Raw genomic sequence first — 26,622 nt, 5'->3', positions numbered from 1 at the left:
CCATGGCCGGGTATTCCACTTCTGTCGACATCGCCAAGGCCATGTTCACGACGCCGGTTCCGCTGGCGGACTGGCTCGTGATCGCCCCGTCGATCCTGACCATCATCGGCGGCTCGATCTGCCTGATCCTGCGCAAGAACACGGGGCTGCAGGCCAAGCTCGGCCTCGTCTTCCTCGGGCTGCTGGTGCTCAACAACTTTGCCCTGCTGGGCGAGGTGCTGAAGCGCGGTGTCATCACCATGGTGATGGGCAACTGGCTGCCGCCCTTCGGCATTGCCTTCACCGTCGATGCGCTGGGCGCGACGCTGGCCCTGGTTGCCGCGATCGTCGCCTTTTGCGCCGGTCTTTATGCGTCGATCACCATCGACAGCTCCGGGCGCCGCTACGGCTTCTACCCGTTCCTCCTGCTGATGATGACGGGCGCCAACGGCGCGTTCCTCACCGGCGACATCTTCAACATGTATGTCTGGTTCGAGGTGCTGCTGATCTCGTCCTACGGCCTGCTGGTGCTGGGCAATGACCGGGCGCAGCTCGACGGGACGGTCAAGTACGGCATCCTCAACCTGATCGGCACCAACCTGTTCCTGATCGCCACCGGCCTGCTCTATGGCCAGCTCGGCACGCTGAACATGGCCGACATCACCATCAAGGTGCAGGAGAGCGGCGTCAGCGGTCCGCTGATGACGATTGCGGTGCTCTATCTGCTTGCCTTCGCCATGAAGGCAGCCGCCTTCCCGGTGAACTTCTGGCTGCCGTCGTCCTACCACACGCCGCGCATCGTCGTGGCGGCGATCTTTGCCGGCCTGCTGACCAAGGTCGGCATCTATGCGCTGCTGCGCACGCTCGTCATGCTGATGCCGGCCGCGCGCGCGGAACTCGCCGAGGTGATCGCCTGGGTGGCGGCGCTGACGATGCTGACGGGGGTCATCGGGGCCATCGCGCAGTCGGACCTGCGCCGGCTGCTCGGCTATCTGGTCATCTCCGGCATCGGCTCGATGATGGCCGGCATGGCAATCGGCTCGGTGCTGGCGGTGTCGGGCACCGTGTTCTATGCGGTGCACTCGATCCTGGTCATGACGGCGCTCTACATGGCGGCCGGGCTGATGGCCGCGATGGCCGGCAGCTATGACCTGCGCCGGCTGGGCGGGCTCTATGGCGCAAGCCCGCTGCTGGCGGCCGTGTTCCTCGTGCTGGCGCTGGCGGTGGCCGGCCTGCCGCCCTTCTCCGGCTTCTGGCCGAAGGTGATGCTGGTCGATGCCGCCCTCCAGCTCGGCTGGACCTGGCTGGCAGCTGCCATCCTGGTGACCGGCTTCCTCACGTCGCTCGCCATCGGCCGCGTCTGGATCTACGCCTTCTGGCGCGGCGGTCCGGAAGGCACCGTCGATGGCGGCTCGGCAAGCCTGCCGTCCGGTTCCGTGCTGGCCATGGCAGGCGGCGGCCAGTCGACGGCGGCCGTGTGGATCCCGCTGGCGGCCCTGACGGCGCTGGTCGTGCTGTTCGGGCTGCTGCCGGAATGGATCATGGAAGTGTCCCAGCGTGGCGCGTCCGGCCTGATTGACCCGGTCGGCTACCTGCGCTCGGTGTTCGGAGGCGGTGCATGACCGGCTTGTTCCTCATCAACATCCTGCTGGCGCTGTCCTGGGCGGCGGTGACCGGTTCGTTCTCGGTGGTCAATCTCTGCTTCGGCTTCGTGCTGGGCTCGGGCGTGCTCTACATGATCCGCGAGCAGATCGGCGGCGTCGCCTATTTCCAGCGGACCGGCCGGGTGATCAGCCTGATCCTGCTGTTCCTGAAGGAGCTGGCCCTGTCCGCCTGGCGGGTGGCGCAGATGGTGGTGCGGCCGCGCATCGAGATCGCGCCGGGCATCGTCGCCTATCCGCTGACGGTGGACCGGGACTTCGAGATCGCGCTGCTGGCCAATCTCATCACCCTGACGCCGGGCACCCTGTCGGTCGACGTGTCGGCCGACCGCAAGACGCTCTACGTCCACTGCATCGACGTGCCGGATCCGGAAGGCACGATTGCCGACATCCGCAACGGCTTCGAGCGCAAGATCATGGAGGCCTTCCGGTGACCCCGTTCGAGACTTTCGCAGCCGGCTTTCTCGATGTCTGCATCCAGATCGCGCTGCTCCTGATCTGCCTCACCTTCCTGCTGACCGTGGTGCGGACCGTTCTCGGACCGACCCTGCCGGACCGGGTGCTGGCCCTCGACATGCTGGTGGGCACGGTGATCGGCTTCATCGCCATCATCGGCATTGTGACCGACTATTACCTCTACATCGACATTGCCATCACCCTCGGCCTTGTCGGCTTCCTGGCCACCGTGGCGCTGGCCCGGTTCATCCTGAACCGGGGCACCGCCGGCGATCCCTCGATCACCGAAGAGGTGAAGGAAGGGCTTGCCCGCAACAGGAGAATGAAATGAGTGCCGTCATCGACATCATCATCGGCCTGATGCTGGTGGTGGGCGCGATCTTCGCCCTGCTTGCGGCCATCGGCGTCCTGCGGTTTCCCGACGTCTACACGCGCATGCATGCCGCCTCCAAGGCCGGCACGGTGGGCTCGAGCCTGATGCTGCTGGCCCTCGCCTTCGACGCCGGCCAGCTCGACGTCATCACCCGGGCGGTCGCCGGTGTCCTGTTCTTCCTGCTGACGGCCCCGATCTCGGCGCATCTGCTGGCCAAGGCGGCCTTCACCGCCGGCTATCCGCCCTGTGCCGCGATGAACCAGGAGGGGCTGCGGCAGATGCTGGGCAAGACCGGCAAGCCCAAGGCCTGACCGGCCCGCCAGCGCCGGGGCCAGCCCAGTCCAGCCCAGCCCCGCTCGCGCCGCGGCGCGGGGCGCAACGGGCGGAGGGGCGGACGGATACGGCGCAAGGCTGGACTGGACGAGAAGTTGCAGTTGATCCGGGGTGCAGTGCGCCCCGGATTTTTTCATGCCCGGTTCCCTTTCCTGAAGGCGTGGACCAGGCTCCGGGCCGGCGCGGCGAAGACGAGGGCTGCCCGGCGCAGACGCAGCCCTTGCAATGGCCGCGAGAATGGGCCATGAGCGCGCCCGGCTGCAATCGCGACCGGTCCCGACTCAGACCCGGCGATGGTCCAGTCATGATCGTCACGGGCAATTTACTCAGTGGGATCTCCACAAAAACGACAAATTTGGACCAGACAGACTGCAAAGACAGCTGAAGGGCCGTGAAGAATTACTTCATTCCTGTTGTTCAGGGCTTGTCGACTGGGATAAGCGCCTGTATAACCCGAAAAACGTTGCAGACGCAGTAGAATCAAATTTTAACAGTCGATACCGCAAGAAAGTTTCAGCGAACTGACGAGCGGTCACCGTAGTCCCAAGCTTCGGTCCGGCTAGCGAAATCCTCGCAAGATATACGAAACGGGTGAGATATGACTGACAATCCGGTAGACGCCAACCTGATCGACCTGACCGCAGAGATCGTTTCTGCTTACGTGAGCAACAACACGGTGGCTGCTACGGAACTGCCGGGTTTGATCAACGACATCTATAACGCGCTGCAGCGCACGTCCGGCACCCAGGCGGAGCCGGAGCCGGAGCCGCTGAAGCCGGCCGTCCCGGTGAAGAAGTCGGTGATGCCGGACTACATCATCTGCCTGGAAGACGGCAAGAAGTTCAAGTCGCTGAAGCGTCACCTGCGCACCCACTACGACATGACCCCGGAAGAGTACCGCGAGAAGTGGGACCTGCCGGCGGACTATCCGATGGTGGCGCCGAACTACGCGGCCGCCCGTTCGGAACTGGCCAAGAAGATGGGTCTCGGCCAGCAGCGCAAGCGCTCCAAGTAAGACGGCCGGGCGCCTCCCGGTCGAGGGCCTGCGCCCCGGGCGCGCCCGGACCGGCGGTGGTCGCAAGAGGGCAAGATGCCCAGCACAAGGTCAGGGCCGTTCCGGGCAACCGGAACGGCCTTTCCGTTTGTCCGGCCCCGGTTTCCTGCGCGAGGCCCGCGCCGGCGGCGCACGCCGGGGCCAGCCGCAGGCGAGCGCCGTCTCCAGCGCCAGCGCCCGCGCCAGGCTGGCGCTCCAGTGACCGGCCGCCAGCCGGCGCCTTTCCCCCCGCAGCATCAGGATGAGACGGCGCACCGCGGCCCGTGGCAGCGGACGGTCATCCGTCCAGTCCGCCGGCAGGAGATCCGACCGGGCGAGCAGGCGCAGCAGCCGGTTCCGGTCAAGGGCCGGCGGCGACCGTCTGCCGCAGCCGGGGGAGGGGGCGTCTCGCATGCGACGAGGTCTCCAGGTGTGAGACAGGCAGGGCCAGCCATGGCGCGGCTCTTGCTTGCCGGTCGGTCGGCTGGCCCTTGACGGCACAGTGTGCGGTCCCGCGCCCGCAGGGGGATAAGTTTTCCTGCAAGCGCGCTGCAATCTGGAGTTTAATAGGAAAGATATCCCCCACCTTTGATTGTTGCCTTACAATGTAGGAAAAGAAGCCTAGTCGTTTCTTATCATCGGGAGGCATTCTGATGCAGGTCGCCAAAGTGGGGGATATCCGCCGCATGCCATGTCGGAAGCGGCGCCGACAGGACATCTTGACCGGAAATCCGGGACCGCTCGACCGGGTGCGGCAGGCGGAGCTGCTGGTCACCCGCAGCTTCGGCGTCGATCCGCACGAGCTCTACCAGCCCTCGCGTGGCCCGAAGCCGGCGGCGGATGCGCGTCAGGCGATGATGTATCTGGCCCATGTGCTCTTCGGCCTGTCGATCGGCCAGGTGGGGCAGATCTACCGCCGTGACCGCAAGACGGTGCGCCATGCCTGCCGCAAGTTCGAGGACCTGCGCGACGATCCGGTGTTCGACCGCTTCATCGATCAGCTCGAGATGCAGCTCTCGCCGGTGGCCATGGCCGGGCTTGCCCAGCTGGACCGGCCCTGCGCGGTGCCGCCGGTGCGGGGAGGCCAGCGATGACCCCGCCGCTGCCGCAGCTGCGCCGCACGCTGAAATGGCTGGCCGCGGGTCCGCTCGCGCCGGAGGCCGTGACGGCGCGGCTGGGCGATGCCGCCGCCGCAGGGGACCTCATCCGGCATCTCCTGGCCGAGGGACTGGCGGCGCGGCAGGCCGAGGGGCTGACCCTGAGCACGGCCGGCCGCCTGCATCTGCGCCGCCTCATGAGCGGGGCCGATGACCCGTTCCGCGCCCAGCACCAGGACCGGCACCCGCCAGGCTCCGGTCCGACGTCGGGGCCAGATGATGGACGAGATTGCGGGAAAGACCCAGGACCTGCGTCGGGGAGCGCGGCCGGCGCCGTGCGGACTGCGGTCAACCTGTCGGAAAGTCCGCTCGCCTGGCTGGCCCAGCGTCGGGACAGCGAGGGCCGGCCGCTGCTGGACCGGGATCAGGTCGAGGCCGGCGAACGGCTGCGGCTTGATTTCACGCGGGCGCGGCTGATGCCGCATCTGGCCGGCGGCTGGCGCACCGAACGCGTGGACGGCGGCGCAGGCGCGGGACATCCGGCGGTCGAGGCCGGAGACCAGGGCCTTGCCGCGCGACGGCGCACCGAAAGCGCGCTGGCGGCCGTCGGACCGGGCCTCGCACCGGTGCTGGTGGACGTCTGCTGCCATCTCAAGGGGCTGTCGACGGTCGAGCGTGAACGGGGCTGGCCGCCCCGGTCCGCCAAGGTGGTGCTGGGACTGGCCCTGACGACGCTTGCCCGCCACTACGGGCTGGGGCTGGCCGGGATCAGGCCGCCAGCGCGGCGCGGGCGTCCGACTTGATGCGCTCGACCATCGACTTGAGGCCGTTGGAACGCTGCGGGGTGAGATGGTCCTTGAGCCCGATACGGGCAAACAGGCCGTCCACATCGGTGGCCAGGATCTCGCGGGCGCTGTGACCGGAAAAGACCGCCAGCACGATCGCCACCAGCCCCTGCACGATGAGCGCATCACTGTCGCCGCGATAGGTGAGCACCGGCTCGCCGGCGGCGTCCCTCGTCACCTCGGTGACGAGCCAGACCTGGGACACGCAGCCGCGCACCTTGTTGGCCTCCGTGCGCAGCTCCTCCGGGAAGGGGGGCAACTCGCGGCCAAGGTCGATGACATACTTGTAGCGATCCTCCCAGTCGTCGAGGAACTCGAAACCGTCAAGAATGTCGCTGAGAGTGGTGGTCATGAACTCGTCCGCACAGGCTGTCGCTGGGCGCAGATATAGCCGCATCGCCCGGCAACGCAAGGAAAAGGCGGCGCGCGGTTGTTGCTGGCGATCAGCGGAAAAAAGAAACGCCGCAAGCGGAAAGGGCAGCTGCCCGCCTGCGGCGTCGCGGTAATCTCCGCTCAGTGTTGTCCGTCACCCGGACCGTTCACCGGGAGGTGAGCGGACCGGTCATGCGGGGCGCAAACCACCGCGCACGAGACACAAGGCGCCATCGGGCGCGGACGGTGTGGTCAGACGCGATTGCCTGACCGGGGATTGGGCCGTGGCACCGGCCCAAAGAAGGCCTCCGGACCGGAGGAAGCTGCGGACGGCGCGGCAGGAGCCGCACCGGGAAGGGTTTCGGGCGCCGGCAGATGCCAGGCCGGGGCCGCATCGGCGGCGGTCAGCGTGCCGGTAAGGCTCCCGGTGACGGGACCCGTCACGGTGCCGGGACGCGGGACGGAGCCGGTGAAGGCCGGTCCGGGAAGGGCGCTGCTGCCAAGGCCGGCGGCGGCCTGACCGGTGCCGGGCTGGCCTGGGCCGTGCTGGATTTGGCCGGGCAGGGCAGAGCCCGGCGCGGCGGCAGGATCCTGAGACGTGGACCCGTCTGCCACGGACTTGTCGAGGAATTCGTAGACGATGCGGGCCCCGTCGCGGGCCTGGGTTCCAATGGCCGTCAGCGCCTGGCCACCCGTCTCGCAGGCCTGCGGATTGCGGTCGCAGAAGCCGGAAAGATCGGAGACCGTCGCCTGCGCTGCCATCAGCGCCGCCAGTGGATCGACGTTGATCCCGTTGCCCTCCTTCTGGTCCGTGCCGAGCGGGATCAGCAGCAGGACCAGGGTGAGCCAGAAGGCTGTCCTGATCAGAAAAAACATGACGCTACCCTGTTCAGTTTCGGTTCCGCTGTCTCTCCGTGCCAGGGGCCAGCGGTTTTCTTATGACGCCACCCTAGCAGGGACGTGCGAAAGCCCGGTTGAGCCGGAGGCGTCGTTTTTCGTCAAATTCGCCCCAGACTTGAGGAAAATGCGCAGAAATTTCGATTCAAATTGTGCCGATCTCTGTCCAAGTATCTGCAAGGACGAAGAAATCCGACTTGCAACCAAATCCGCACCCCCGTCCGCTTTCAGCGTTCCTTAAGCGGTCTGCGCAAAACTGATCCTTGAACAGAATCTGGAGACGGCCGGTCCCTGACCGGTCAGAGTGAGTGTGTTGCGTAGCGTGTCCAAAGTTCTGACGGTGTTTGGCCAAACGATCTGCCGCTTCATCGAGGGGCTCGTGCATCCGTCTGCGATGGCCGATCCCCTGCGCGCCCCGCGGCACGCCGCCTTCATCACGGCGAGCCTCATCGCCGGATCCGCCGCCCTGATTCTCCTGCCGCTGCATCTGGCCCTCGCCGGACCCGCATCCCTGCCGCTGACACTCGCCCTCGCCTGGGGTCTCGCCCAGTGGCCGCTGGCCCTGTTCCTGTCGCGCACCGGGTATCTCGGGCTCGCCCAGGCTGCCTCGGCGGCGCTGTTTGCCCTGTTCATCGGCGCGATCTGTGCGCTCACCGGCGGGGTGGCGTCCTTTGCGCTGCTCTGGCTGCTGCTGCCGCCGCTCGAAGCCGCGCTGTCGGGCGACCGGCGCGCGGTGCTCTGGGTCACGACGCTCTGCGTGCTGGAAGCCGCGCTGCTGGCCTCGATGGCGCCGATCAGCGGGGCCTCGCCGCTGTCTGTGATGGCCGTCAGCCCGGAGGCGGCGCTGGCCATCTCCACGGCCGGCGGTCTGGCCTATGCCGCCCTTCTGGCCTTGCGATTCGCCTGGGACCAGCGGCGCGGCGACACGCTGCTGGCGGACCGGGAACATGACCTGCGCCTCGTCTGCGACACGCTGGGCGATCTCGTGCTGCGGCTGGGCGAGGGCGGCGACGTGACGAGCCTGACCGGCCCGAGCGAGACGGTGGTCGGCGTGCCGGCCCGCGCGCTGCAACGTCAGGGCCTGTTCCAGCGGCTGCATGTCGCGGACCGGCCCGCCTATCTCAAGACCGTCTCGGATGCGCAGCGCGGGCTGGACCCCGCGCGCCTTGACATCCGCCTGCGCACCGGCACCGCCCAGCCCGGACAGGCCGGCGTTGCGGACTATCGCTGGCTCGATCTCTCCTGCCGTCGCCTGCCGGACGGGCAGGTCGTCGCCGTGCTGCGCGATGCCTCGCAGCGCAAGCTCGAGGACGAGCGCATCGCTCTTGCCCGCAGTGCCGCCGAGGCAGAAAGCGCGGCGAAGTCGCGGATGCTGGCCACCGTGAGCCACGAGCTGCGCACACCGCTGAACGCCATCATCGGCTTCTCCGACCTGCTGCGCGCCAGCCCGGCGATGCTCGCCGACGAGCGGCGCAAGCGCGAGTATGTCGAGCTGATCCACGAATCCGGCACGCATCTGCTGGAAGTGGTGGAGGGGCTGCTCGACGTGTCGCGGATCGAGACGGGGCATTACGACCTGACCATCGCGCCCTTCGACCTGACCGCCTGCCTGGAAAGCTGCCGCCACATGCTGGCCGCCGAGGCGGCACAGCGCCGCGTCACGATCCGCACCGAGATCTGTTCCGGGCTGAGCGCCTTCCCGGCCGACCGCCGCGCCTGCCGCCAGATCGTGCTGAACCTCCTGTCCAACGCCATCAAGTTCAGCGTCGACGGCGGCGAGGTGGTGCTGGCGGCCCGCCTCACCGGCGAGGCGGTGGAGCTGTCGGTGCGCGACGCCGGTGTCGGCATGGACGCGGACACGCTGGCGCGCATCGGCGAACCCTATTTCCGGGCCGCTCCGTCCGGCACCACCGGAACCGGCCTCGGCCTGTCGGTGGTCAAGGCCCTCACCGAACTGCACGGCGGCAGCCTGCGGATCGACAGCCGCAAGGGGATGGGTACCGAAGTCAGCGTGACGCTGCCCCTGGCAGCGAGCCGTCCCACCGAACCCGAGCGGGCCGCAAGCGGCCTGAAGACGGTCGCCTGAGACGGAGCGCGCATGGCCCGCCGCAAAGACGACTTCGACCTGCCGGAACGAGACGGCCTCATCGCCCGGGCGAGCGGGGCTGCTCTCGACAATCCGCTCGCGGCAGGCGGAGCCGTCGTCATGGCCCTGACCGGCTGCCTCATCATCGCCAATGCCGTCAGCCTGCAGCCGCAGCGCCATCCCGCCCCGCTGATGGTCTCGCGCGAGCGCACGGCCGACCTGCCGACCACGGATGCGCGCACCGTGGAGGCCCAGCCGGTCTCGACGCTGATCCTCGACATCCAGACCGAGCTGCGTCGCCTCGGTCTTTATGAAGGGCTGCTCGACGGCCTGGTCGGACCGGCGACCGAACGCTCGATCCGCCGCTACGAGATCCTGACCGGCCTGCCGGAGACCGGCCAGCCGACCAGCGCGCTGCTCGCCAAGCTGCTGATGGAGACCGGGAACATGGCCGCGGCCTCGCAGGCGATCGATCAGGCCGCGCTGGCCGGCGACCCCTCGGCGGCCCTCGGGGCCCATGTGCCGGTGCCGCGCCCGTCGCCCTTTGCCCACCCGGCGCGCAATGCACCGAGCCAGACCGTACTGCCGGCCGCGCCGACCTTCACCCCGGCCCCGCAGGCGGTGGCCGAAGCAGCGCCGGTGCCGCCGCGCAACCTCGATGACGTGACCGGCTCGCTCGACATGGACGGGCGCCGCCTCGCGCGCATCCAGGCTCTCCTGTCGGAACTTGGCTATGGCCCCTTGCGCGCCGATGGCGTCATGAGCAAGAACACGGCCAACGCGATTCAGCGCTTCGAGCTGGACCGGGGCATGGCGATCACCGGGCAGGTGTCGCCCGCCCTGATCCAGGCGCTGGAAGACTTCACCGGGATTCCCTTCGAGGGCTGATCGGGGCGCAAGCCCTGAGCCGGAGCGCCAGGTGCCGCCGCAGGGGGGCGCCGGGATCCCCTGCCAACACCGGTCTGTCCGGTCCCGGTCCACGGATCCGGGGCGCGGGCCGGACCGAGGAGCCTGTCCTTGCCGAGATTGACCAGCCGATTCTATGTCAGTGCCCTGATCCGCCGCGTGATGGGGGCGGGCGGCTTTGCCGCGGTGACGCGCAAGGGCGCGGAGGAAGCAGGGGCGATCTTCGTGCTGGTCGACCGGCTGGACGGAACGGTCGACCTGTTCGGTCCGGCGCCGCAAGCCATCTTCGAGACAACGCCGGAGGACCGGCTGTTCGAGCCGCTCATCCGCGCCGGCGCGCGCGCCGACGCCACGGCCCGGCTGGACCGGGAGAAACGGATGGACCCGGATTTCTGGGTGGTCGAGATTGAGCACAAGGGCGGCACGGATGCGGTGCCGCTGATCCCGGCCTCCTGACGGGTGGCCGGAGGGGCACGCCAGGGACAGCCCCGAACTGTCCCCACCTGAGCTGAATTGTCAGACCCTGACCAGCCCGGGCACGCGCCTGCGGCCTCCCCTGTCTGCTGCCCCGCCTTTTTCCGCCCCGCCCTTTTCCGGCGGACAGCGGATCAGGACGCCTGACGGGTGCCGCCGCGCGACGCCGGCAAGGCCGTCTGCGGCTGGGCCCCGGCAGCAGGTTGGGACTGGGGCACGGACTGGGGGTGTGAATGGGGCAGGGGTTGGGATTGGGGCTGGGTGATCCCGCCATCGCTGCCGCGCAGGCCGGCGACGGGCGAGGCGGCGCGGCTCTCGGCCCCGGCCCGGACCGGTGTTGTCGCTGCCCCCGTTGCCGTCGCTGTTCCCTCTGCCGGCGCATGCTGGCGCCAGGTTGCCACCAAGAGCTGCGCTGCGGCGAGGCCCAGCGTCTCGTGCAGGCGCAGCGCAGCCCTGAGCGCCTCCAGTGACAGGCTGGCGCCGGCGAGCCGGACCAGGATCGAGGCGGTGTCCGCAGCCGGCATGCCAAGCGCCTTCAGCGCGACCACGAGGCTTTCCCCGCTGGCATCGGCCACGATCGACAGGCTGAAGTCGCCGTCAAGGTCGAGCAACCGCGACAGGTCCCCGGCAAAGGCCTCGGGGCCGCACGCCAGCGCGGTGGCCGACAGTTTCTGCAGGAGCGCGGTGGAGAGCAGCGGACGGGGCAGCCGCGGCGGGCCCTGGCGGGCCCGGTCGGCGAGGGCGCGCAGGCCGGCGGCAGCAAGCGCGCGCTGCCGGTTGACGGGGTCCAGCGTCGGGAAGCGCGCGAGAAGCAGGTCACTGGGCAGGAGATTGCGCTCCGCCAGCAGCGGGCCAAGCCGGTCCATCACCGCCGGCCGGCGGCAGAGCGCCTCGAGGACAGTGTCGTCGAGCTCGTCCGGCCGGCGGTCGGCAAGCGCGATGAGCGTGTCGGGTTCGGCCTCGGCCGCCAGGATCGCAAGCGCGGGCGCTGCCAGGTCGGCGCGGCGCAGGATCGCGCGCCGCAGGCTCTCCGGCCCCCGGCCGGCGACCCGGGCGAGCACGTCCTGGTCAAGCTGCGGCGCATGCAGCAGCACCGGATAGGCAACGAGGGCATCCGCATCATCGGCGAGGCGCGCCAGTACGGCAGAGGGAACGCCGCTGGCGCGGGCCAGAAGGCAGGCAACGCGGCGGCGGTCGGCAAGGGACGTGGCATCATACAGCTGCAGCGCCAGCTCCCCGAAGGCCTTCTGCTCGCCGCGGTCGTGACGTTCGCGCGCGCAGAACAGCTCGGTTGCCGCCAGCAGCAGGCGATCCTTGCGGATGAGGTCAGGATCGGGCGCGGGACGGTCAAGATCCCGGGAGGGCGGCACTGGGGACATGGATACGCGTCAACACAGCCAGAAACACGACACAGGGATCCGAGGATCCGATGTCTCAACTTAGACGTAAACCGTTAGCAGGCTGTTAACCCTGACGGCGCGTTACTGGTGAGACCGACGGGAAGTGTCGCTGTGTGGCTTCTGGCCCGGGCGTGGCATCGGGCCGCTCAATGGCGGAGACGACGATGGGTACCGTTCTGGACTTTGCTGCGGCCCGGCGGCCGCTGAGTGGAAGACGCCCTCCGGTGCGGGGGCGCGGCCCTGCGGCCGAAGACCCGGCCGGGCGCGTCGTCCTGTTCCCCGGTGTGCGCATCGAGCGCGAGCCGCTTGATCTCGCCCCGCGAATCGGGACCATCGGAGCAGCAGCCAAGAACGTGGCTCCCGAACACGACTAGAGTGGCGCGCATTCCCAGAAGCGCATGGCGCACGCTCGGACTTACACATGTGGTCCGCGGCGGACCGGGCACCGGCGACGGTGCGCCGGACCGGACGCAGGCCCGGGCGGTTCCGGCTGGTCAGCAAGCCCCCGCGCGAGGACGGCTCGATGACCCTGACGATAGTTCCTCCTCCCAAGCGCCCGCCGCAGGGCCGGCCCGAGGGAGCTGACGCCGGACTGGCGCCGGTGACCGGCCGCAGGGCCGTCCGGCTGCGGGCGCTGTCAGGTCTGGCGGGCCTCGGCCTGGCCCTCCTCGGCCTCTCCGCCTGCAGTCGCCCGACAGGGGATTTCGACCGCGCCCGCCCCTCCGTGACCCATGACGTGCTGATGCCCGAAGCCGGCAAGCTGGTGGCGCGCCTCCGCGAGGAGCCGGTCTCGGAATTCATCCTGACGGATGACGAGAAACTTCTGCGCGACCTCGGCTGGGGCCTGATCCGGCCGCCGGCGACGCAGGACTGGATCGGCGGCACCAAGGTGGAGCTGACCCGCACGCGGCTGCTGCCCGAAAAGGAGGGACTGGTGCCGGTGACGCTCTACACCGTGTTCCTGGGCAGCGAGACGTTCCGGTCGAGCAACGTGCGGTTTGACCGTATCGCCGCCGATGCGCGCGGGGATGCAACGCTGGTTCCGCCCTTCTGCGCGGTGGCGACGCGTGTGGCCGAGGCGGATCTGGAACGGCTGCGGGCCCTGTCGAGCCGGGATCTGGTGACGACGGAAACCTATGCCGGTGCCAATGCGCGCGTCTGGGAGAACCGGGCCTACACGGACTGGGTGGCACAGGCGCTGCGCTTCCGCATCCAGGCCTACCAGACGGCCGTCGACCATTTCGAGATCGAGACCCCCTCGGGCAACCGGGTGTGGGAGGCAAACCGGGCGATCAAGGAACTGGAGACCGTGGTGCGCCTGACCGAGAAGGGCTGTCAGGACACCAACCGGTTCCCGACCGCGCAACAGACCGACCGCTCGCGGATCTATGGCAACTGGGGGCTGGAACGCCCCGCGCCGCAGAAGTAGCGCGCCGGCGCTGCGGCGCCTGTGGCAGCTGCGGGGCACCGCGTCCCGGTCGCGTCAGCCGCCTGGCGTCGGCGCAGGGGCGGTGGAGGCGGAGGCGAGCGTCTCGCAGCGCGCGCCGGCCAGGCCGTCACGCACCAGCCCGGCCGCCGGCCTGTCGCCGACAAAGGCGCGCAGCAGCACGAAACCCTCGGCCTGGTCGGTCTCGATGACGATCAGCTCGTCGAGATTGTCGGGCGGGTTCTCGCGCAGGATCGAGAGCTGGGCCGTGGACAGCACCAGCATGGCCAGCTCGCCGCTGCCCGAGGTGCGGTTGTTGAGGCTGTAGACCACCTCGCCGCCGCCATTGAACAGGGCCATCGACCAGAACGGGGAACTGACGGAGGCGCTGAGCCGCACCGGACCATCGGCGAGGCGGAACCAGCACAGGGCGTGGCTCATTTCGGGATCCAGCATCGGCAGCGCCTCGGCGCCCGGCGCGACCGCCGGCAGCACATGGAAGCTGCGGTCCGGACCGAGCCGGGCCAGACGCGCAAAGGCCTCGGCCCGCACATGGCCGGGCACCGTCAGAATGACGAAGATGTGCACGATGCCGGCCAGGAACAGGCTGGCCAGGCCATAGAGCGAGAGACGGACCAGCAGACGGCGGCTCATGGGCAACTGATCCGGGTGATGGCGGGCATGGCAAGACCGGTGAGCGACGCGCCGGTGGTGATCGGCGCATCATAGAGCCTCAGCACGAAGGTGAGGCCGTCGCCGTCGCCGAGCGGCAGCCAGTTGCCGGGATGGGGCCGCCGGGACGCGGTGATCCCGAAGCTGCCGTCCGGGGCGCGCAGGAGGCCGACGCTCGACAGGCTGACGCGGTCCCCGGCCGAGGCCAGCAGCCGGCCGTGCCGGTCCATGGCCGTCAGCGTCCACAGCCGTGCCGTCGGCGTCTGCCCCGACACGCGATAGGTGCAGCCGGGCGACAGCGGCGCGCCGGCGCTGTCCGTCGTGGCGGTGAAGGCAACGCCTTCGCCATTGGCGAGCGGCACCCGGCCGCTGCGGGCGTAGATCGCGGCGGAATAGGGATCGGCCTCGGGCGTGCCGGCCTGCGGATGCGCGCCCCAGACCCCGATGCGGATCTGCTGGAACAGGTCCTCGCGGTCGAGCGCCAGCCAGGCGGAGCCGAGCCCGAGGGCAACGGCCAGAACCACCGTCGCCAGAAGCGCGAGGGCCCGCGCCGCAGGGCTCATGCGCGACGGCTGCAGGATCTCCGGGGTCTCGGTCTTCTGCCAGTCGGTCTCGGGGCCGAGCGGGAAGGCGGATTTCATGGCCGGGCGACCTCCGGCGCGTCCGTCGCCTCCGCCGAGGCGGTCTGGCCGAGCGCGTCGAAGGCGGCTCCGATGTCGGACAGGACCTCGACCGTGCGGGTGGACAGGAGGCGCGGCTGGACGGCGGCCGGCGCCCTGTCGGAGGTGCGGGCCACCTGCGCCGGCTTGAGCCGGGCCGGATCTACGCCCGGCAGCGGCGTCAGCTCGATGCCCTGATGCGCATAGGCCATCAGCCGCTGCCAGACCATCGCCGGCAGGTTGCCGCCGGTGACCTCGTTGGTGGAGGTGAAGTCATCGTTGCCCATCCACACGGCGCTGACGAAATTGCCCGTGTAGCCTGCGAACCAGGCATCGCGGTAGGCGGAGGTGGTGCCGGTCTTGCCGGCGACCACGACGCCCTCGATCATCGCACGCCGGCCCGTCCCGTTCTCGACCGCGTTGACGAGGATGTCGTTGATCTCGCCCACCTTGTCGGCCGGCAGGATGCGTTCCGGCGCCGGCAGGTCGCGGTCCCGGTCGAACAGGACCTGCCCGGCGGAGTTGCGCACCTCGACGATGGCAAAGGGCGTTGCCTTGTAGCCGCCGCTGGCAAAGGCCGCATAGCTGGCCGTCATGTCGATGACGGAGACGTCGGACGCCCCCAGCGGCAGCGACACGGTGTTCTGCAGCTCGTTGGTGATGCCCATGCGGTAGGCGGTCTCCATGATCGCCGGCCGGCCGACGGCGATCGACAGGCGCACGGGCACCGTGTTGATGGAACGGGTCAGCGCATCCTTGAGGGTGATCGGCCCGGCATAGCCGCGCGAGTAGTTGCGCGGGCTCCAGTTGCCGATCGACACCGGCGCGTCGGGCACGATGCTGCTGGCCGAGTAGCCGTTGAGGAAGGCCGTCATGTAGACGAAGGGCTTGAACGACGACCCGGGCTGGCGCAGGGCATTGGCCGCGCGGTTGAACTGGCTCTTGCCGTAGTCACGGCCGCCGACCATGGCCCGCACGGCCCCGTCCGGCACCATGGCGACCAGCGCGCCTTCCGACGTCCGGCGGACCTGGCCGAATTCCGCCAGCACGCTCTCCATCGACTGTTCCGCCTGCCGTTGCAGCGCCGGGTCAAGGGTGGTGCGGACGGTGACGATCCGGTCACGGGCAAGGGCAGGATTGCGCCGGGCAAGCTTCTTCACCTCCTCGAAGGCCCAGTCGAGGAAGAAGTCGGGCGCCTGGTCCTGCGACCGGTCGACGGCAACGGCCGGGTTGCGGCGCGCGCCGATGACCTGGCCCTCGGTCATGAAGCCCGACTGGACCATGTTGGTCAGCACCTCGTTGGCGCGCGCGCGGGCGGCCGGGAGGTTGATGTGCGGGGCGTATTTGGTCGGGGCCTTGTAGAGGCCGGCCAGCATGGCGGCCTCGGCCAGCGACAGCTCGCGCACGTTCTTGCGGAAATAGAACTCCGAGGCGGCCGTGACGCCGAAGACGCCACCGCCCATGTAGGCGCGGTCGAGGTACAGCTTGAGGATCTGCCGCTTGGACAGGTTTGCCTCCAGCCAGAGCGCGAGGAAGGCTTCCTTGATCTTGCGCTCCAGCGTCCGCTCGTTGGACAGGAACAGGTTCTTGGCGAGCTGCTGCGTCAGCGAGGATCCGCCCTGGACGACCGTGCGGGCCCGCAGGTTTTCCACCATGGCGCGGGACGTGCCGAAGATGTCGATGCCGAAATGCTCGAAGAAGCGCCGGTCCTCGGTCGCCAGCGTCGCCTTGACGAGCACGTCCGGGATCTCCTCCAGCGGCACGGTGTCGTTGAGCACGATGCCGCGCCGACCGATCTCGGTTCCGAAGCGGTCCAGGAAGGTGACGGCAAAGTCGTCGGTCGTCATCCAGTCGGCGTTGCGTGTTGCCTCGAAGGCCGGCTGGGCGAAGGTGAGCAGGACGAGAAGGCCAAGCAGGCCGAAGGTGACCCCGTCGGACCCGACCTCGGCCGCGACCCGGCCAACACCCCGCGCCTCGAACCGGCGCAGGAAGCGATCATAGGCGCGGATGCCTTCGCCGAGCGAGCGCCCCAGCCGCCACAGCGCCGTGTCCACCCAGGCATCGGCCGACATGAGCCGGGACGCGATGGACCGATGCCGCCGCCGCCGCAAGCGGGCCGGAATGGTTTCAGGACCGGAACGTGCACCCGGCTCGGCGCCGGGCTCCTGGCCTTGCGTCTGCGGGCGATCCGGGCCGCCATCACCCTGAAGGTCGGAGCTCACAGCGCTATCCGTGGTCTGAAGATGCTGTTAAAGGAACGACAGCCGATACAACTGACACTCAGGGAACCCGAAACGGGCCGCGAAATCAATGCCGGACGCCAACAATCCCCCAACGGAACCCTACTGGCGCGTCAAGACGCTGGAGGAGATGACCGACCAGGAATGGGAGGCGCTGTGCGATGGCTGCGCCCGCTGCTGCCTCAACAAGCTCGAGGACTGGGACACCGGCGCCATCGTCTGGACCGACGTGGCCTGCGCGCTGCTGGATGGCGACAGCTGCCGCTGCCGCGACTATCCCAACCGGGCCCAGACCGTGCCCGACTGCATCCAGCTGACCCCGGCGGAGGTGCGCACGCTCACCTGGTTGCCGCCGACCTGCGCCTATCGCCTCGTGCGCGACGGCGAGGATCTCTACTGGTGGCATCCGCTGGTCTCCGGCGATCCGGAGACGGTGCATGCGGCCGGTGTGTCGGTGCGCGGCCGCACGGTCAGCGAGGCCGGAATGGAGGTCGAGGATTACGAGAACCATGTGGTGGACTGGCCGATGCGGGTGCCGCAGCGTGCCCGGCGCAAGCCGCCGCGCGCGCCCGGTGCCGAACGGTAAGCTGCGCTGTCCCTGTGGGGTGACCTTGGGAAAACTGCGTAAAAATATTCGCCGGCTTGCAATCCGGGTGTGGTTTACACGCGGTTTAAAGTCAAAGTGGTGGTTGACTGGATCTTCCTGGGTGTTTGCTTAAAACTTGAGCGCAAAAACATGCGCGCTGCTGGGCGACATTAACGGAATATTGGGTTGGCGGGCGCAGCATGGGCACAGTTCAATCGGGGACGTGCCATGAAGTTCTGGCAATCGATCAAGTTCAAGACGATCACACCCGTGGTCGTTGTCGTCGCGCTCGCCTTCGCGGCCTTCTCGTATCTGACCACGACGCATCTGATCAGCGCCTCGGAAAAGGCCTTCGAGTCCGAGATCGCGCTGAGCACCGAGCTGTCGAACCAGGCCCTTGGAAATGCCATCTGGGATTTCAACCAGGACCTTGCCAAGACGGTGCTGAAGCCGCTGATGGAAAACGACCATTTCTCCTGGGCGGTGGTGCGCGAGGAGAACGGGTCGATCTTCGCCACCGTGGCCAAGGCAGGAACGGAAGGTGCGGATCTTCTGGCGCTCCTGCCGCAGGCGGCGCTGGCGGCCAGCGACGAGACGGCGACGCGCTTCTTCAACACGGGCACTTACAAGGTCGGCGTCAAGCCGATCCTGCGCGACGACGGCGGCACACTCACCCGGATCGGCAGCGTGTTCATCGCCTTTGATGCCAATGTCATCGTCACCCAGCGCAACGCGGCACTGACGACCGCCCTGGCCATGACGCTGGTGGCAATCGGCGTCGTGTCGGCCGCACTGATGTATCTGATCAGCCGGATCACCCGCCCGATCGACAGCCTGTCGCGCACGATGCTGACGCTGGCTGACGGACAGCTGGAGCTGGCGGTGCCGGGCGTCCTGCGCAAGGATGAACTGGGCCAGATGGCCCGCAACGTCGAGACCTTCCGGGACAACGCGGTGCGCCAGCGCGAGCTGGAGGCGCAGCAGCGCGAGACCTTCGAGCGCGAGCGCGCCCGCCAGGCGGAGCTGGAGGACATGATCGAAGGCTTCCGCCGCAACTCGCAGAGCCTGCTGCTGCCCGTCACCGAGGCGACCGCCAACATGGGGCAGATCTCGTCGGTGCTGCTCGACCTGTCGCGGGACACCACGGGCCGGACGGCCTCGGTGGCGGCGGCCACCGAACAGGCCTATGCCAGCGTGCAGACCGTAGCCTCGGCGTCGGAGGAACTGTCGGCCTCCATCGGCGAGATCTCCCGCCAGATTGCCGACACCAGCACGGTCGTTGCCGCCGCCAACCGCAAGGCCGCCTCGGCCAACGAGCAGGTGGCCGGTCTTGCCGCCTCGGCCCAGCGGATCGGCGCGGTGCTGCAGCTGATCCAGGACATTGCCGAACAGACCAATCTCCTTGCCCTCAACGCCACCATCGAGGCGGCCCGTGCGGGCGAAGCCGGCCGCGGCTTTGCCGTCGTGGCGGCGGAAGTGAAAGAACTGGCCACCCAGACCTCCAAGGCCACGGAGGAAATCTCCGCCCAGATCACCGCGATCCAGGACGCCTCCTCCGGGTCGGTCGCCGCGATCGAGGAGATCGCCGCGACGATGGTCCGTGTCAACGAATACACCGCCTCCATCACCCGGGCCCTGGAACAGCAGGGCTCGGCCACCAGCGAGATCAGCCGCTCGGTGCAGGAAGTGGCTGCCGGAACGCGGGAGATCACTGTCAACATGAGCAGCGTCAAGGGCGCCGTGGACGAGACCTCCTCCTCGGCGGCCGACGTGTCGCGCTCCTCGGCAGACGTTGCCGGCAAGACGCGCCAGCTCGCCGACAGCATCGACGACTTCCTGCGCCGCGTGAGCGCGATCTGAAAACGGACCGCTCCCGCAGGCCCAAGCCCCATCACCACGACCAAGGCCCCGGACCAACATGGTCCGGGGCCTTCAGACTGCTGACAAACTTCGGAGTTTCGTCAGTTTGCTGTCATTCCGGACAAGGTGAGCTTTCAGCGAACCGCAGATCCGGAATCCAGCATGTCAGTGCGAGCGCAAGCGAGCGCAAAACCAAGTCACCTCGATACGACTTGCGACCGACAGGTGTGTCGCGCTTCGCGCGGCTGATATCTGGATCCCGGCTCGGCGCTTCGCTCACGCTCAGCTGGGCCGGGATGACGATAGAGGGTTTGTAATCAACCCCAAGGCCCCGGACCAACATGGTCCGGGGCCTTGTGACTCTGGCGCTGGCGAGAGACGGCCGGCATGGGCGGGACGCCCGCCCGCCCATTAGTCAGCCAGTCAGTGCGCCCGTCCGTCAGCCGGTCAGTCCGCCCGGACGGACCCTGCGGACCGCCGGATCAGGCAAGCACCCGGCCGGCGAACCGGGCCAGCGCATCCACCTCCTGCTGGCGCAGCTCGTGGCCGCCGTCGTGCCAGTCGAGCGTCACCTCGGCTCCCTGGGCGGAAAACCAGTCCGACAGGCGCTGGCTGAGCGGTGCCGGGCAGATCGGATCGCGCCGCCCCGCCGTCACCAGCACGGGCAGGCCGGACAGGCCTGGCCGGGCTGCGGGCTCGAAGGGGATCAGCGGATGCAGCAGCGCGATGCCCGCAAACAGCTCCGGCCGCTGGAACGCGACGCTGGCCAGGATGTTGGCCCCGTTGGAGTAGCCGAAGGCAAGGACGCGGGAAGCGCCCAGCTCGGCCGTCCAGGCCTCGATCCAGCCGGCCATCTGCGCCGTGCGCAGTGCCAGGTCCTCCATGTCGTAGATGCCTTCGCCGGTGCGCCGGAAAAAGCGCAAGGCCCCGTGTTCCGACACGTCTCCGCGCGGGGACAGGACATGCGCCTGCGGGGCCAGCGCGGCCGCAAGGCCCGCAAACTGGCTCTCGTCGCCGCCGGTGCCATGCAGGGCCAGGACGAGCGGGGCAGCACCGGGCCCTTCGGCCCGGCGCAGGTGGTGATGGTAGGCGGACAGGCTCATGGATCAGCCCTCCAGCTTCTGGAGATGGGCCTCCAGGTAGGGCCGCAGATGCGCGTGCTGGGCCGGCAGCCGCAGCGCCTCGCCAAGGTGCGCCGTGTCCTCGTCCCGGGAGAAGCCCGGTTCGTTCGTCGCGATCTCGAACAGCACCCCGCCCGGGGTGCGGAAGTAGATCGCATAGAAGTAGTCCCGGTCGATCACCGGCGTGACCTGGAAGCCCGTGTCCATCAACGCCTTGCGGACCTCGAGCTGGGCCGCCCGGTTCTCGACCGCGAAGGCGACGTGATGCACCGAGCCGGCCCCCTGCACGCCATGGGCGATGTTGGGCATCACCTCGACGTCGATCACATGGGCACCATTGCCGCCGGTAATGCGGTAGCGCGTCAGTCCCTCCGCCGTCTCGCTGGCCTCGTAGCCCATGAAGCGCAGCAGCTCGCCCGTTGCCCCGCCGTCGCGCAGCCGCAGGGCGGTCGAGTGGAAGCCCCGGATCGCCACGTCGGCGGGCACGTCGCTGCCGGTCCACGGCTGGCGCGCGTCATCCTCGACCTCGACAAGGGCAAAGCCGTCGCCGTCGGGACCGGCAAGATGCAGGCGCTTCTGGCCGAGCAGCGTGTCCTCGGCCAGCCCGTCGACGCCGAGACGTCCCAGCCGCTCCTTCCAGTAGCCGATGGCATCGCGCGGCACGGCAAAGACGGTGGTTCCGACCTCGCCCGTGCCCGGACGGCCGCCGCGCGCGCCGGGGAAGGGGAAATAGGTCATGACGGTGCCGGGTGAGCCGGTCTCGTCGCCATAGTAGAGGTGATAGACGTCAGGTGCGTCGAAGTTGACCGTCTTCTTGACACGGCGCAGGCCGAGCGTGCGGGTGAAGAAGGCATTGTTCACGGCTGCGTCCCCGGCAATCGAGGTGACGTGATGCAGCCCGCGGATCTGGTTCAGCATGGGAAGTCTCCCGGTTCTGCGCCCCCGGCGTGGGGGCGCTGGCGATGACCGGAAGGTAGGGTGTTCCGCGGCCGGCGAAAATTCCGCCAGGACTGGACTTGAAGTTCACTCCGGGTGAACAGTGATCGGGCCGGGCGTGGGGCCGGACCTCGGCGACCGGTCCCTCCCGGCCGGAGCGGCAGGGCGGATGCCCTGCCGCTTGCGGTCCGCCTCGGGAGGAGGGGGAAGCGCGCACGCGGGCGCGCCGCAGAACCGGCGCGGCCATTCCCGGCATGAGGGGCCGACGTGAGGGCCCCAAGCGAGGGCCCGGCGTCAGGGCCGGGTGAAGATCAGCTCGACGGTGCCGACGGTGATGCCGTACTTGACCACATTGGCGGTGTTGCGGACCGTCCGGGCGTCGATCGGGGTCAGCGTGTCGTTGAAGCGCAGCGCGATGGTGTCATCGCCGACCGGAACCTCGGCGGCGTAGCTGAACACCAGGCTGTTGCCCTCGGGCGTCACATGGGTGGGGGCGAGGACATCCGACCGGGTGCCGATGTAGCGGCGGTCGCCGACCTTCTGGAAGAACCAGACCTTGGTGTCCTTCTCGCCATCGGCATAGACGAAATCCTCGCGCAGGCGCAGCGTGAAGGTCTTCGGATCCCAGGTCCCGTGCAGATAGACCTTGAACTCGCGCCGGACACCGGCAATCCGGCTCTCGAACACGCCCTCGGCCACGGTGCGTCCGCGGAAGAATTCCTCCAGCACCAGCGGCTGGGCTGCGCGCACGGGCGCGACAAGGAGGAGGATCAGGGCCGCGGCAAGCGCAAACAGGAACGGCGGCAGCATCAGGCCGGACGGGCGGCGAAGCCGGGACATGCGGGAACTCCTGCAAGATGAAACTCTGCTGCGTGTTACGCCGCGCCGGCCTGCACGGATCAGCGCCGGCAGGATCGCCCAGGATGTAGGGTCACTTATCTTGCATCCTGTGATATTCATCTTTGTAAAATTTGCGGTGTCTTTTTGAAGATCTGATCGTTCAAAGTGACGAAAATTTGTAAAGTCATGTTGACGCCTCAGCAGCCGCTCTATTTTTGTCCGCAAGGCTCCGGTTGGGTCGTGCGGATAGTTCGTTGCTTTTCTGCCGGCTCGCTCTGGCTCTTGTCAGTCTTTGCGGCAACATGATGTGATCAAATTTACAAAGTTGCGATGTCAATTTTGAAATGTACTTCAATATTGATGAGGAAATGTCGTTTGATCTTATGATAATTTATCGGTTTCCGGTCTTGTCATAAGATGTTTCGATCTGTTCCGGGCAGTTGTTGCGACGGTGTGTTCGTTGTTTAACCTTCCTGCAACTGCGATGACGCAGACTCCGCCTCAGACTACGAAATCAGACGTCAGGCCTTCCCATGCGCATACGAACCCTATTCGGCATCGACAAGGCGGAGGTTCTGGCAGCCTTCAGCCGATCCCAGGCCATCATCGAATTCAAGCCGGACGGCACGGTCGTGCGGGCAAACTCCAATTTCCTGTCCGCCGTCGGCTACACGGCCGGCGAGATCGTCGGTCGCCACCATTCGATGTTCATGCGCAAGGAGGAGGCCGAGAGCGAGAGCTACCGCAGCTTCTGGCGCGAGCTGGCGGGCGGCGCCTACAAGTCCGGCTCCTTCTGCCGGAAGGCAAAGGGCGGTGTCGATGTCTGGATCCAGGCGAGCTACAATCCGGTCCTGCGCCGCGACGGCAAGGTGACGCGGGTGATCAAGATCGCCTCCGTGATCACCGAGGAGCGCCAGCGCGCCGCGGAAATCCAGAGCAAGCTCGACGCGATCAACCGCTCGAATGCGGTCATCGAATTCGAGCTGGACGGGACGATCGTCGACGCCAACGAGAATTTCCTGGCCACCATGGGCTACCGGATCGAGGAGATCCGCGGCCGGCACCACAGCATCTTCGTCGACCCGGCCGAGCGCGCCAGCCCCGCCTACCAGCGTTTCTGGGAGGATCTGCGCGCCGGGCAGTTCCAGGGCGGCGAGTTCCACCGGATCGGCAAGAACGGCCACGACGTCTGGATCCAGGCCACCTACAACCCGATCTTCGACGCCAACGGACGGCTGAGCCGCGTCGTCAAGTTTGCAACGGACGCCACCGAGCAGGTGCGGATGCGCCAGCAGCGCGAACACATCCAGCATAAGATTGACGCGGATCTCGCGCTGGTGGAAACGGAGATCACCAGCACGAGCGCACAGGCCGCCGAGGTCTCCGCCGCCTCGGCCCGGACCTCCGCCAGCGTGCAGATGGTGGCCACCGCCGCCGAGGAGCTGGTCGCCTCGATCGCCGAGATCAGCCGCCAGGTCGCAACGGCGCTCGACGTGGCCAAGATGGCGGTGACCGAGGCGGACCAGTCGAGCCGGATCATGGCGCAGCTGAGCCAGGATTCGCAGCGCATCGGCGAGGTGCTGGAACTGATCGAGAGCATTGCCAACCAGACAAACCTTCTGGCGCTCAACGCCACGATCGAGGCCGCGCGCGCCGGAGAGGCCGGTCGCGGCTTTGCCGTGGTGGCCGCCGAAGTGAAGGATCTGGCGAGCCAGACGTCCCGGGCAACCGAGGACATCACCGGGCAGGTCGGCTCCATCCAGGCCTCGACCGGCAGTGCGGAACGGGCCATCACCTCGATCATCGAGATCATCCGCAGCATCGGCGACATTTCCGCCTCGATCTCCGATGCGGTGACCCGCCAGGCGAGCGTGACCCGGGACATCTCCGGCAACATGCATCAGGCCTCCAGCGGGGTGCAGGCCATCACCGACAGCATCGGTGGCATCTCGCGCGCCACCGCCTCGATCGAGCGGGCGACGCTGAAGGCCCGGACCGCATCCCGCAAGCTGTGCTGATGGAACCGACCGCCGGAGCCGGGATCCGGCTCCGGCCGCGGCCTCGGCCTCGGCCCGCGAGGCAGAGGGCCGGCGTCGTTCCGGGCTGGAAAGATATAGGAAATAATTCCTTGACATCCGGACGCTGGTCGGGTAGTGTTTCTGCAAGATCGAAGAGGTGCGGCTGACGCCGGATGCGGCGGGACGCGCCTCCCGACAATGCGCTGCCCGGCCATGCCCGGGCACAAGTTTTTCGGTCCTGCCGCCCCGTTTCGCCAGATCGCAGCCAGATCGCAGCCAGATCGCAGCCAACTGGCCGCCGGTCTGCGGCGCGGCGGCGCCCGTCCCGGCGGTCGGGAGGACCGGGAACACCTGACCTTGCACATGCACGAGGGAGCACGCGGCCATGCAGGACACTGCCGGGAACGAGGACGTCTTGCCCGGTCGACAGCCGCGCGGGCGCGGCCGCCGGGCACAAGCGGCAGGCCGTCCGGTGAAGGGGGCCAGCAGTGATCCGGCGCAGGTCTGGCGCGAGGCGCGGCGGCTCTACGAGGAGACGGACCTGTCGCAGACGACGATTGCCGCAAGGCTTCAGGTGACGGCCAAGCGGCTCTGCTACCGCATCCGGCAGGAGGGCTGGATGCGGCGGGGCGAGGCGCTGGAGGGCTTTGCCGCCGCTGAGCCCGATGAGCAGGCGCGGATGATCAATCGGCTCTACCGGGCGTTCGAGACCCAGGTGGCGCGGCTCGAAGACCGGCTGGGCCGGCTGATGGCGGGCGAGACCGGGGAGGGGGGCAAGCTCTCCGACATGGACCAGGGCGCAAGGACGCTGGCAAGCCTGGCGCGCACGCTCGACACGCTCATGGACCTGCAGAAGAGCCGCAGCGAGGAGACGGATGACGGACCTGACCCCGACAGCCTGCGCGCGGAACTTGCGCGCCGCCTTGCTGGCCTTTGGGCAGGCGGGGCGGATGGAGGAGGCGCTGGACCGGCTGAGCCGGAGCGAGATGGCGTTCCTGCTGAAGGACTGGCCGACCTTCGCCCATGAGCATCAGTTGCCCCCCGGCGGCGACTGGGCGGTGTGGCTGATGATGGGCGGACGCGGCGCGGGCAAGACCCGGGCCGGCGCGGAATGGATCCGCGCCCGCGCGCTCGGCCATGGCTGGACCGGCGAGGCGGGACCGGCGGGGCGCATCGCGCTGGTTGGCGAGACCTATCAGGATGTACGCGAGGTGATGATCGAAGGGGTGTCGGGCATCCTCTCGGTGCATCCCAAAGCCGAGCGGCCGCAGTGGAACCCGAGCCGGCGGCGGCTGGAATGGCGCACAGGCGCGGTGGCGCAGGCCTTTTCGTCGGAAGACCCGGAGGCCTTGCGCGGGCCGCAGTTCGACATCGCCTGGGCCGACGAGCTGGCCAAGTGGCGCAATGGCGAGGAGACCTTCGACATGTTGCAGTTTGGCCTGAGACTGGGCGAGCGGCCGCGCCAGCTGGTGACGACGACGCCCCGCGCGGTGCCGCTGCTGAAACGCCTCATCGACATGCCCGGCACCACGATGACCCGGGCCGCAACCCGGGCCAATGCGCTGTTTCTGGCACCGGGTTTTCTGGAGCGGGTGGTGGCGCGCTACGCCGGAACGCGGCTGGGGCGGCAGGAACTGGACGGCGAGCTGATCGAGGACCGGCCCGATGCCCTGTGGCAACGCGGTGACCTGGACGCCTGCCGGATCGCCGCCGCGCCGGATCATCTGGCGCGGATCGTCATTGCCATCGATCCGCCGGCCACGGCCACGAAACGCTCCGATGCCTGCGGCCTGGTGGTGGCGGGCCTCGGTGAGGACGGGATTGCCTATGTGCTCGCCGATCACAGTCTGGCCCGGGCGCGGCCGGCCGACTGGGCCGGGCGGGCGGTGGCGCTGTGGCGGCACTATCAGGCGGACTGTCTGGTCGCCGAGGTCAATCAGGGCGGCGACATGGTGCGCGAGGTGATTGCCGCCGCCGATCCGGGGGTGCCGGTGAAGAGCGTGCGGGCGAGCCGGGGCAAATATGCCCGGGCCGAACCGATTGCGCTGATCTACGAGCAGGGCCGGGTGCGCCATGTCGGAGCCATGCCGGCGCTGGAGGACGAGATGGCGGATTTCGGACCGGGCGGGCTCACCTCGGGCCGCTCGCCCGACCGGCTGGACGCGCTGGTCTGGGCCCTGAGCGAGCTGTTGTTGTCCGAACGGGGGACACCGCGGCTGAGGCGGCTGTGAGGGGGCATGGATCTGCTCACCGGTTTGCGGAGATGCTGCTTACCCCCCTCTGCCCCCTCAAGGGGGGAGAGGGCGCCTGGGGCTGGGGCGTGAGGGCGCCGAGGCTGCCATGTGACTCAAG

The 26,622-nt window shown here is 68.4% G+C and carries 26 protein-coding genes; 17 read left to right on the top strand and 9 right to left on the bottom strand.

The window, feature by feature from the left end:
* The first annotated feature begins 2 nt into the window (after positions 1-2).
* The 7 genes from GWI72_RS09475 (at position 3) to GWI72_RS09445 (ending at position 5,735) form a co-directional block, all read left to right on the top strand.
* Positions 3-1,601: a Na+/H+ antiporter subunit D gene (locus GWI72_RS09475; RefSeq protein WP_161708482.1), complete on the top strand. Its 1,599-nt coding sequence runs from the start codon at positions 3-5 to the stop codon at positions 1,599-1,601.
* Positions 1,598-2,074, top strand: a complete 477-nt coding sequence (locus GWI72_RS09470; RefSeq protein ID WP_161674284.1) for a Na+/H+ antiporter subunit E — start codon at positions 1,598-1,600, stop codon at positions 2,072-2,074. Before GWI72_RS09475 ends, GWI72_RS09470 begins: the two co-directional genes overlap by 4 nt.
* Entirely contained in the window at positions 2,071-2,427 is a 357-nt protein-coding gene (locus GWI72_RS09465) for a cation:proton antiporter (protein ID WP_161708481.1), read from the top strand. The genes GWI72_RS09470 and GWI72_RS09465 overlap by 4 nt, the downstream gene beginning before the upstream one ends.
* Complete coding sequence (gene mnhG, locus GWI72_RS09460) at positions 2,424-2,780, top strand: monovalent cation/H(+) antiporter subunit G (RefSeq protein WP_161674280.1); 357 nt, start codon at positions 2,424-2,426, stop codon at positions 2,778-2,780. Before GWI72_RS09465 ends, mnhG begins: the two co-directional genes overlap by 4 nt.
* A 620-nt stretch (positions 2,781-3,400) precedes the next feature.
* Complete coding sequence (locus GWI72_RS09455) at positions 3,401-3,817, top strand: MucR family transcriptional regulator (RefSeq protein WP_161674277.1); 417 nt, start codon at positions 3,401-3,403, stop codon at positions 3,815-3,817.
* 737 nt (positions 3,818-4,554) lie between these two features.
* On the top strand, positions 4,555-4,929 hold the full coding sequence (locus tag GWI72_RS09450) for a helix-turn-helix domain-containing protein (RefSeq protein ID WP_209000080.1): 375 nt from the start codon (positions 4,555-4,557) through the stop codon (positions 4,927-4,929).
* Positions 4,926-5,735: a DUF6456 domain-containing protein gene (locus GWI72_RS09445; protein WP_161708479.1), complete on the top strand. Its 810-nt coding sequence runs from the start codon at positions 4,926-4,928 to the stop codon at positions 5,733-5,735. The genes GWI72_RS09450 and GWI72_RS09445 overlap by 4 nt, the downstream gene beginning before the upstream one ends.
* Here the strand turns inward: GWI72_RS09445 and GWI72_RS09440 are convergent.
* Complete coding sequence (locus GWI72_RS09440) at positions 5,701-6,129, bottom strand: SufE family protein (protein ID WP_161708478.1); 429 nt, start codon at positions 6,127-6,129, stop codon at positions 5,701-5,703. The genes GWI72_RS09445 and GWI72_RS09440 overlap by 35 nt on opposite strands.
* A 272-nt stretch (positions 6,130-6,401) precedes the next feature.
* Positions 6,402-7,025, bottom strand: a complete 624-nt coding sequence (locus GWI72_RS19995; protein WP_209000079.1) for a DUF5330 domain-containing protein — start codon at positions 7,023-7,025, stop codon at positions 6,402-6,404.
* A 343-nt stretch (positions 7,026-7,368) separates the two neighbouring features.
* Between GWI72_RS19995 and GWI72_RS20385 the strand changes: the two genes are divergently transcribed.
* The 3 genes from GWI72_RS20385 (at position 7,369) to GWI72_RS09420 (ending at position 10,494) form a co-directional block, all read left to right on the top strand.
* Positions 7,369-9,132: an ATP-binding protein gene (locus GWI72_RS20385; protein WP_161708477.1), complete on the top strand. Its 1,764-nt coding sequence runs from the start codon at positions 7,369-7,371 to the stop codon at positions 9,130-9,132.
* Positions 9,133-9,144: 12 nt separating this feature from the next.
* Entirely contained in the window at positions 9,145-10,020 is an 876-nt protein-coding gene (locus GWI72_RS09425; RefSeq protein ID WP_161674264.1) for a peptidoglycan-binding protein, read from the top strand.
* Positions 10,021-10,149: 129 nt separating this feature from the next.
* On the top strand, positions 10,150-10,494 hold the full coding sequence (locus tag GWI72_RS09420) for a DUF1491 family protein (protein ID WP_179956051.1): 345 nt from the start codon (positions 10,150-10,152) through the stop codon (positions 10,492-10,494).
* Between the two features lie 152 nt (positions 10,495-10,646).
* Here GWI72_RS09420 and GWI72_RS09415 read toward each other — a convergent pair whose 3' ends face one another.
* Positions 10,647-11,891 carry a DUF2336 domain-containing protein gene (locus GWI72_RS09415; protein ID WP_161708476.1) on the bottom strand — a complete coding sequence of 415 codons (1,245 nt, stop codon included), beginning with the start codon at positions 11,889-11,891 and terminating at the stop codon, positions 10,647-10,649.
* Between the two features lie 185 nt (positions 11,892-12,076).
* Here GWI72_RS09415 and GWI72_RS09410 point away from each other — a divergent pair, with 185 nt between their 5' ends.
* Positions 12,077-12,286: a hypothetical protein gene (locus GWI72_RS09410; protein ID WP_161708475.1), complete on the top strand. Its 210-nt coding sequence runs from the start codon at positions 12,077-12,079 to the stop codon at positions 12,284-12,286.
* Between the two features lie 149 nt (positions 12,287-12,435).
* On the top strand, positions 12,436-13,341 hold the full coding sequence (locus tag GWI72_RS09405) for a hypothetical protein (protein ID WP_209000078.1): 906 nt from the start codon (positions 12,436-12,438) through the stop codon (positions 13,339-13,341).
* Between the two features lie 54 nt (positions 13,342-13,395).
* On the opposite strand, the gene GWI72_RS09400 is transcribed toward GWI72_RS09405, so the two are convergent.
* The 3 genes from GWI72_RS09400 to GWI72_RS09390 are packed head-to-tail and all read right to left on the bottom strand — an operon-like array spanning position 13,396 to position 16,741.
* Positions 13,396-13,992, bottom strand: a complete 597-nt coding sequence (locus tag GWI72_RS09400; protein ID WP_161708474.1) for a DUF1254 domain-containing protein — start codon at positions 13,990-13,992, stop codon at positions 13,396-13,398.
* The gene (locus GWI72_RS09395) at positions 13,989-14,651 is read right to left on the bottom strand and encodes a DUF1214 domain-containing protein (RefSeq protein ID WP_161674256.1); all 663 of its coding nucleotides are present in this window, start codon (positions 14,649-14,651) and stop codon (positions 13,989-13,991) included. Before GWI72_RS09395 ends, GWI72_RS09400 begins: the two co-directional genes overlap by 4 nt.
* Positions 14,648-16,741 (bottom strand): transglycosylase domain-containing protein, encoded by a 2,094-nt coding sequence (locus tag GWI72_RS09390; protein WP_161708473.1) that lies wholly within the window; start codon positions 16,739-16,741, stop codon positions 14,648-14,650. The genes GWI72_RS09395 and GWI72_RS09390 overlap by 4 nt, the downstream gene beginning before the upstream one ends.
* A 238-nt stretch (positions 16,742-16,979) precedes the next feature.
* Between GWI72_RS09390 and GWI72_RS09385 the strand changes: the two genes are divergently transcribed.
* A complete protein-coding gene (locus GWI72_RS09385) occupies positions 16,980-17,495 on the top strand; it encodes a YcgN family cysteine cluster protein (RefSeq protein WP_161708472.1) in 516 nt (171 codons plus the stop codon).
* 228 nt (positions 17,496-17,723) lie between these two features.
* Positions 17,724-19,355: a methyl-accepting chemotaxis protein gene (locus GWI72_RS09380; RefSeq protein WP_161708471.1), complete on the top strand. Its 1,632-nt coding sequence runs from the start codon at positions 17,724-17,726 to the stop codon at positions 19,353-19,355.
* A gap of 482 nt (positions 19,356-19,837) precedes the next feature.
* Here GWI72_RS09380 and GWI72_RS09375 read toward each other — a convergent pair whose 3' ends face one another.
* The 3 genes from GWI72_RS09375 to GWI72_RS09365 all read right to left on the bottom strand — a co-directional run bounded on the left by GWI72_RS09375 (position 19,838) and on the right by GWI72_RS09365 (position 22,252).
* The gene (locus tag GWI72_RS09375) at positions 19,838-20,458 is read right to left on the bottom strand and encodes an alpha/beta hydrolase (RefSeq protein WP_161708470.1); all 621 of its coding nucleotides are present in this window, start codon (positions 20,456-20,458) and stop codon (positions 19,838-19,840) included.
* A 3-nt stretch (positions 20,459-20,461) separates the two neighbouring features.
* Positions 20,462-21,394 carry a VOC family protein gene (locus tag GWI72_RS09370; protein WP_161708469.1) on the bottom strand — a complete coding sequence of 311 codons (933 nt, stop codon included), beginning with the start codon at positions 21,392-21,394 and terminating at the stop codon, positions 20,462-20,464.
* A gap of 312 nt (positions 21,395-21,706) precedes the next feature.
* Positions 21,707-22,252: a DUF3833 family protein gene (locus tag GWI72_RS09365; RefSeq protein ID WP_161674245.1), complete on the bottom strand. Its 546-nt coding sequence runs from the start codon at positions 22,250-22,252 to the stop codon at positions 21,707-21,709.
* Between the two features lie 533 nt (positions 22,253-22,785).
* Between GWI72_RS09365 and GWI72_RS09360 the strand changes: the two genes are divergently transcribed.
* The 3 genes from GWI72_RS09360 to GWI72_RS09350 all read left to right on the top strand — a co-directional run bounded on the left by GWI72_RS09360 (position 22,786) and on the right by GWI72_RS09350 (position 26,501).
* The gene (locus tag GWI72_RS09360) at positions 22,786-24,270 is read left to right on the top strand and encodes a methyl-accepting chemotaxis protein (RefSeq protein WP_161708468.1); all 1,485 of its coding nucleotides are present in this window, start codon (positions 22,786-22,788) and stop codon (positions 24,268-24,270) included.
* 385 nt (positions 24,271-24,655) lie between these two features.
* Positions 24,656-25,297 (top strand): hypothetical protein, encoded by a 642-nt coding sequence (locus tag GWI72_RS09355; protein WP_161674242.1) that lies wholly within the window; start codon positions 24,656-24,658, stop codon positions 25,295-25,297.
* A complete protein-coding gene (locus GWI72_RS09350) occupies positions 25,221-26,501 on the top strand; it encodes a DNA-packaging protein (protein ID WP_244314224.1) in 1,281 nt (426 codons plus the stop codon). Before GWI72_RS09355 ends, GWI72_RS09350 begins: the two co-directional genes overlap by 77 nt.
* The last annotated feature ends 121 nt before the right edge of the window (positions 26,502-26,622 follow it).

The sequence above is a fragment of the Pannonibacter sp. XCT-53 genome, from assembly GCF_009915765.1.
GTDB classification, from domain to species: Bacteria; Pseudomonadota; Alphaproteobacteria; order Rhizobiales; family Stappiaceae; genus Pannonibacter; species Pannonibacter tanglangensis.
This window is presented reverse-complemented; position numbering and strand designations above follow the sequence as displayed.

Bases quoted from the DNA above. Each gene is read 5' to 3' on its own strand.
- GWI72_RS09475 (WP_161708482.1), top strand. From the start codon at position 3: ATGGCCGGGTATTCCACTTCTGTCGACATCGCCAAGGCCATGTTCACG.
- GWI72_RS09470 (WP_161674284.1), top strand. From the start codon at position 1,598: ATGACCGGCTTGTTCCTCATCAACATCCTGCTGGCGCTGTCCTGGGCG.
- mnhG (WP_161674280.1), top strand. From the start codon at position 2,424: ATGAGTGCCGTCATCGACATCATCATCGGCCTGATGCTGGTGGTGGGC.
- GWI72_RS09455 (WP_161674277.1), top strand. From the start codon at position 3,401: ATGACTGACAATCCGGTAGACGCCAACCTGATCGACCTGACCGCAGAG.
- GWI72_RS09445 (WP_161708479.1), top strand. From the start codon at position 4,926: ATGACCCCGCCGCTGCCGCAGCTGCGCCGCACGCTGAAATGGCTGGCC.
- GWI72_RS09440 (WP_161708478.1), bottom strand. From the start codon at position 6,129: ATGACCACCACTCTCAGCGACATTCTTGACGGTTTCGAGTTCCTCGAC.
- GWI72_RS19995 (WP_209000079.1), bottom strand. From the start codon at position 7,025: ATGTTTTTTCTGATCAGGACAGCCTTCTGGCTCACCCTGGTCCTGCTG.
- GWI72_RS09425 (WP_161674264.1), top strand. From the start codon at position 9,145: ATGGCCCGCCGCAAAGACGACTTCGACCTGCCGGAACGAGACGGCCTC.
- GWI72_RS09415 (WP_161708476.1), bottom strand. From the start codon at position 11,891: ATGTCCCCAGTGCCGCCCTCCCGGGATCTTGACCGTCCCGCGCCCGAT.
- GWI72_RS09410 (WP_161708475.1), top strand. From the start codon at position 12,077: ATGGGTACCGTTCTGGACTTTGCTGCGGCCCGGCGGCCGCTGAGTGGA.
- GWI72_RS09405 (WP_209000078.1), top strand. From the start codon at position 12,436: ATGACCCTGACGATAGTTCCTCCTCCCAAGCGCCCGCCGCAGGGCCGG.
- GWI72_RS09400 (WP_161708474.1), bottom strand. From the start codon at position 13,992: ATGAGCCGCCGTCTGCTGGTCCGTCTCTCGCTCTATGGCCTGGCCAGC.
- GWI72_RS09395 (WP_161674256.1), bottom strand. From the start codon at position 14,651: ATGAAATCCGCCTTCCCGCTCGGCCCCGAGACCGACTGGCAGAAGACC.
- GWI72_RS09390 (WP_161708473.1), bottom strand. From the start codon at position 16,741: ATGTCGGCCGATGCCTGGGTGGACACGGCGCTGTGGCGGCTGGGGCGC.
- GWI72_RS09385 (WP_161708472.1), top strand. From the start codon at position 16,980: ATGCCGGACGCCAACAATCCCCCAACGGAACCCTACTGGCGCGTCAAG.
- GWI72_RS09380 (WP_161708471.1), top strand. From the start codon at position 17,724: ATGAAGTTCTGGCAATCGATCAAGTTCAAGACGATCACACCCGTGGTC.
- GWI72_RS09375 (WP_161708470.1), bottom strand. From the start codon at position 20,458: ATGAGCCTGTCCGCCTACCATCACCACCTGCGCCGGGCCGAAGGGCCC.
- GWI72_RS09370 (WP_161708469.1), bottom strand. From the start codon at position 21,394: ATGCTGAACCAGATCCGCGGGCTGCATCACGTCACCTCGATTGCCGGG.
- GWI72_RS09365 (WP_161674245.1), bottom strand. From the start codon at position 22,252: ATGTCCCGGCTTCGCCGCCCGTCCGGCCTGATGCTGCCGCCGTTCCTG.
- GWI72_RS09360 (WP_161708468.1), top strand. From the start codon at position 22,786: ATGCGCATACGAACCCTATTCGGCATCGACAAGGCGGAGGTTCTGGCA.
- GWI72_RS09355 (WP_161674242.1), top strand. From the start codon at position 24,656: ATGCAGGACACTGCCGGGAACGAGGACGTCTTGCCCGGTCGACAGCCG.
- GWI72_RS09350 (WP_244314224.1), top strand. From the start codon at position 25,221: ATGGAGGAGGCGCTGGACCGGCTGAGCCGGAGCGAGATGGCGTTCCTG.